This is a genomic window from Nocardiopsis sp. MG754419 (genome assembly GCF_018207095.1).
In the GTDB taxonomy this organism is placed as follows: Bacteria; Actinomycetota; Actinomycetes; order Streptosporangiales; family Streptosporangiaceae; genus Nocardiopsis.
Genome location: NZ_QOCZ01000415.1, coordinates 1 through 351 on the forward strand (window position 1 = coordinate 1; position 351 = coordinate 351).

The window sequence follows — 351 nt, forward strand, 5'->3', positions numbered from 1 at the left end:
AGCCCCGCCTCCACGAAGCGCAGCACCGCGTCCATCTCCCCGCCCTCCACCGCCAGCTCCGGTTCGAAGCCGGCGGCGCGACAGGCGCGCAGAGTCGCCTCACGGACGTCGTAACCCCGGCGGAACATCACCAGGGCGCGATCCTGGAGCTCCGTGATCCGGATCGAGGCCCGCCCCGTGGGCGAGGGCCGCGTCGCGGAGCTGGCCACCACCAGGTTCTCCCGCAGGATCGGGGTGGTGGAGAAGTCCGGGTCGCTGCTGTGCAGCGGCAGGATGATCAACGCCAGGTCCAGCTCACCGCGGCCCAGGTCGCGGATGAGGTCGCGGGAACCGCTCTCCTCGACGTGGAGC

The 351-nt window shown here is 71.8% G+C and carries 1 protein-coding gene; it reads right to left on the reverse strand.

Translation table 11 applies throughout. The features are described from left to right. Positions 1–351 (reverse strand): LysR family transcriptional regulator substrate-binding protein (locus DSY14_RS28360; RefSeq protein ID WP_211719633.1); only part of this gene is annotated, 351 nt, incomplete at both ends.